Here is a 4,518-nt window from a genome sequence, read left to right on the forward strand (position 1 = left end):
GGCGCGCAGGGCGAGCCCGAGGACGGCGATGACGGCCCCGCTGTCCGGGTCGAGCACGGGCCCGCCCACCGCGGCGCCGCCCAGCCGGAGCGCGTCGCTGCCGTCCGTGCCGAGGGCCAGTTCCAGGGCGCGGTCGATGCGGTGGGTGCGGCCGCGGCTGGTGTACGTGACCGGCGTGCGGCCGAGGACGCGCGCCTCGCGCAGACCGTGCGCGGCGACCGTCACATACGTACCGGGGTCGATGCGCTCGCGTACCCGGATGGGCAGCGGCCGTACGCCCAGGGTGGCGGGGCCGCCCGTGGGCAGGAGGGCGAGGTCCCATTCGGGCACGGCGGTGATGTCGGCGGCGTCGACGCGGTGGCTGCGGCCGTCCGTGCCGTGCACCAGGAGGTGCGGAAGGCCGTCGACCGCCTCGTGACTGGTGACGACCGTGCCCCGGTCGTCGGCGACGAAGCCGGTCCCCCGCGGCCGGCCGGCCGGATCGCACAGTCGTACCAGCGTCGCCCGGTCCCCGCATCCCATGGTCCGACGGTAGGCCGCCGAAGATCCCCGCGCGGACCACTCCGGGCGAAAGCGCCCCCGTCACCCCCCTGATTCACTCCGAGCGCCTGCCCGTTGGGGTGAATCCGGGGCGTTCCGTGGACAGAAAGGGGTGGGGGATCGTGGAGCGGGCACGGGGGGCTCTGCCCGCTCCACGATGAGGACCCGTGCGCGCCGGCACCCGGTCAGGCGAAGACGGCGAGGCTCTTGGCCTTGCCCTTCTGCTCCTCGACGAGGACCAGGAACCGCCCGTCCGGCCCGAAGACGGCGACCGGCCCCGGCGGGTACGCGGGCATGTCCAGCCGCACGCCGTTCAGCACCAGCTGCGCCCGCCTCTCGTCCACGTCCCAGCGGGAGAACGCCGACGCGGCGGCCTCGGCCACCGGCATCACGGTCAGCTCCTCCTGGTGCTGGTCGAGCGTGCGCGCGGCGTCCAGCCCGTACGGGCCGACGCGGGTGCGCCGCAGGGCGGTCAGATGGCCGCCCACGCCGAGCCCGGCGCCCAGGTCCCGGGCGAGGGCCCGGATGTACGTCCCCGAGGAGCAGACCACCGAGACGACCAGGTCGAGGACCGGCGTACCGTCCTCGGCGACCGCCTCGCGGACGTCGTACACGCGGAAGGACGAGACGGTCACCGGCCGCGCCGGGATCTCGAACTCCTCGCCGCCGCGCACCCGCGCGTAGGACCGCTTGCCGTCGATCTTGATGGCGCTGACCTTGGACGGCACCTGCATGATGTCGCCGGTCAGGGCGGCGACCCCGGCGTCGATCGCCTCGCGGGTGACCCCGGAAGCGTCGGCGGACGAGGTGATCTCGCCCTCCGCGTCGTCCGTGACGGTGTCCTGGCCGAGCCGGATCGTGCCCAGGTACTCCTTCTCGGTCAGCGCGAGGTGGCCGAGGAGCTTGGTCGCCCTCTCGACGCCGAGCACGAGCACACCGGTCGCCATCGGGTCCAGCGTGCCGGCGTGGCCGACGCGGCGGGTGCGGGCGATGCCGCGCATCTTGGCGACGACGTCGTGCGAAGTGAAGCCGGACGGCTTGTCGACGATGACAAGGCCATCCGGCGTCCTGTTGTTCTGCGTTGTCATTCGGAGGCGGTGTCCTCGTCCTCCGGCTTGCGGTACGGGTCCGCGTCGCCGGCGTACGTGGCGCCCGAGGACGCCTCGCGCACCTTGGCGTCCGAGGCCCGCACCCGGTCGAGCAGGTCCTCGATGGCCCGGGCGTTCTCCGGGAGGGCGTCGGCCACGAAGGTGAGCGTCGGGGTGAACTTCGTCCCCGCCGCCGCGCCGACCGCCGAGCGCAGGATGCCCTTGGCACTCTGCAGACCGGCCGCGGCGCTGGCCCGCTCCTCGTCGTCCCCGTAGACCGTGTAGAAGACCGTGGCCTCCCGCAGGTCACCGGTGACCCGGACGTCCGTGATCGTCACGTGGGTCCCCAGGCGCGGGTCCTTGATGCCGCGCTGCAGTTTCCCGGCGACCACCTCCTGGATGAGGTCCGCCAGCTTCTTAGCCCGCGCGTTGTCGGCCACTGGTCCGTCTCCTTCTTGACTTGCTCAATCGTCTTCGTCGCTGTGCAGTCGCCGTCGTACGGACAGCAGCTCCACTTCCGGCCGGGCGGCGACGAGGCGCTCGCACCGGTCGAGTACGTCTGTGAGGTGCCGGGTGTCCCCGGACACCACGGCGAGGCCGATCTCGGCCCTGCGATGGAGATCCTGCCCGCCCGTCTCCGCCGCGCTCACCGCGTACTTGCGCTGGAGTTCGGCGACGATCGGACGGACCACGGAACGCTTCTCCTTCAGCGACCGTACGTCGCCGAGAAGCAGGTCGAAGGACAGTGTCCCCACATACATGTATGCCCGGATGTCCCGCCGGTTCGGGTTCGCGCCCCGCCGATGACCGGCGGGGACACAAGAACCGTACACGGAACGGCCGGGGCCGATCGACGGAAATAGGTCCCGTCGACCGGCCCCGACTGTTGAGGTACGGGTCAGCCTCGCGGCTTCTCGCGCATCTCGTACGTCGCGATGACGTCGTCGATCTTGATGTCGTTGAAGTTTCCGAGGTTGATACCACCCTCGAAGCCTTCGCGGATCTCGGTGACGTCGTCCTTGAAGCGGCGCAGACCGGAGATGGTGAGGTTCTCCGCGACGACCTTGCCGTCGCGCAGCAGGCGCGCCTTGGTGTTGCGCTTGACCTCGCCGGACCGGACGAGCACACCGGCGATGTTGCCCAGCTTGGACGAGCGGAAGATCTCGCGGATCTCCGCCGTACCCAGCTCGACCTCTTCGTACTCCGGCTTGAGCATGCCCTTGAGGGCCGCCTCGATCTCCTCGATCGCCTGGTAGATGACCGAGTAGTAGCGGACGTCCACACCCTCGCGGTCGGCCATCTGCTGCGCACGCCCGGCGGCGCGCACGTTGAAGCCGATCACGATGGCGTCGGAGCCGGTCGCCAGGTCGATGTCCGACTCGGTGACCGCACCCACACCGCGGTGCAGGACCCGGATGTCGACCTCTTCACCGACGTCGAGCTGGAGCAGCGAGGACTCGAGAGCCTCCACCGAACCGGACGCGTCGCCCTTGATGATGAGGTTGAGCTCCTGGACCAGACCGGCCTTGAGCGCCTCGTCCAGGTTCTCCAGGGAGAACCGGACACCCTTGCGGGCGAAGTTGGCGTTGCGCTCGCGGGCGGCACGCTTCTCGGCGATCTGGCGGGCCGTACGGTCCTCGTCCACGACGAGGAAGTTGTCGCCGGCGCCCGGGACGTTGGTGAGACCCAGCACGAGGACGGGGGTCGACGGACCCGCTTCCTCGACGTTCTCGCCCTTGTCGTCGAGCATCGCGCGGACACGGCCGTAGGCGTCGCCGACCACCATCGTGTCGCCGACCCGCAGGGTGCCTCGCTGGACCAGGACGGTCGCGACGGCGCCGCGGCCGCGGTCGAGGTGGGACTCGATCGCGATGCCCTGCGCGTCCTGCTCCGGGTTGGCCCGCAGGTCGAGCGAGGCGTCGGCGGTGAGGACGACGGCCTCCAGCAGCTGGTCGATGTGCAGACCCTGCTTGGCGGAGATGTCGACGAACATCGTGTCGCCGCCGTACTCCTCGGCCACCAGACCGAACTCGGTGAGCTGGCCGCGCACCTTGGTCGGGTCGGCGCCCTCGACGTCGATCTTGTTGACCGCGACCACGATCGGCACGTCGGCCGCCTTGGCGTGGTTCAGCGCCTCGATCGTCTGGGGCATCACACCGTCGTTCGCCGCCACCACGAGGATCGCGATGTCGGTCGACTTCGCACCACGGGCACGCATGGCGGTGAACGCCTCGTGACCCGGGGTGTCGATGAAGGTGATCCGACGGTCCTCGCCGTTGACGTCCGCGGAGACCTGGTAGGCACCGATGTGCTGGGTGATGCCGCCGGCCTCGCCCGCGATGACGTTCGTCTTGCGGATCGCGTCCAGGAGTCGCGTCTTACCGTGGTCGACGTGACCCATGACGGTCACGACCGGCGGACGCGGCAGCAGGGCCTCGTCGCCGCCCTCGTCCTCGCCGAACTCGATGTCGAAGGACTCGAGCAGCTCGCGGTCCTCCTCCTCCGGGCTGACGATCTCCAGGACGAAGTTCATCTCGTCCGCGAGGAGCTTCAGCGTCTCGTCGGAGACGGACTGCGTGGCGGTGACCATCTCGCCGAGGTTCATCATGACGCCGACCAGCGAAGCCGGGTTGGCGTTGATCTTCTCGGCGAAGTCGGTGAGCGAGGCACCGCGCGACAGCCGGACGGCCTGTCCGTTGCCGCGAGGCAGCATCACGCCGCCGACCGACGGGGCCTGCATGGCCTCGTACTCCTGGCGCCTCTGCCGCTTCGACTTGCGGCCACGACGCGCGGGACCGCCGGGACGGCCGAAGGCGCCCTGCGTTCCACCACGGCCACCGGGGCCGCCGGGACGTCCACCGAAGCCGGGACGGCCGCCGAAGCCGCCGCC

At 70.8% G+C, this 4,518-nt stretch carries 5 protein-coding genes; all 5 read right to left on the reverse strand.

The window, feature by feature from the left end; translation table 11 throughout:
- A partial coding sequence (locus tag G3I41_RS11060) for a serine protease (RefSeq protein ID WP_164400030.1) occupies positions 1-522 on the reverse strand: 522 nt, incomplete at its 3' end.
- Between the two features lie 203 nt (positions 523-725).
- On the reverse strand, positions 726-1,628 hold the full coding sequence (gene truB, locus G3I41_RS37395; protein WP_164400031.1) for a tRNA pseudouridine(55) synthase TruB: 903 nt from the start codon (positions 1,626-1,628) through the stop codon (positions 726-728).
- Complete coding sequence (gene rbfA / locus G3I41_RS11070; RefSeq protein ID WP_164400032.1) at positions 1,625-2,068, reverse strand: 30S ribosome-binding factor RbfA; 444 nt, start codon at positions 2,066-2,068, stop codon at positions 1,625-1,627. Before rbfA ends, truB begins: the two co-directional genes overlap by 4 nt.
- 24 nt (positions 2,069-2,092) lie before the next feature.
- Positions 2,093-2,389 carry a DUF503 domain-containing protein gene (locus G3I41_RS11075; RefSeq protein ID WP_018521454.1) on the reverse strand — a complete coding sequence of 99 codons (297 nt, stop codon included), beginning with the start codon at positions 2,387-2,389 and terminating at the stop codon, positions 2,093-2,095.
- Positions 2,390-2,526: 137 nt separating this feature from the next.
- Positions 2,527-4,518, reverse strand: a 1,992-nt coding sequence (gene infB / locus G3I41_RS11080; protein WP_164400033.1) for a translation initiation factor IF-2, incomplete at its 5' end; no start/stop codon positions are given.

The sequence above is a fragment of the Streptomyces sp. SID9727 genome (assembly GCF_010550605.1).
GTDB lineage: Bacteria > Actinomycetota > Actinomycetes > Streptomycetales > Streptomycetaceae > Streptomyces.

What these genes read in the sequence shown, in the direction of transcription:
- truB (WP_164400031.1), bottom strand. Translation starts at nt 1,628, where the DNA reads ATGACAACGCAGAACAACAGGACGCCGGATGGCCTTGTCATCGTCGAC.
- G3I41_RS11075 (WP_018521454.1), bottom strand. Translation starts at nt 2,389, where the DNA reads ATGTATGTGGGGACACTGTCCTTCGACCTGCTTCTCGGCGACGTACGG.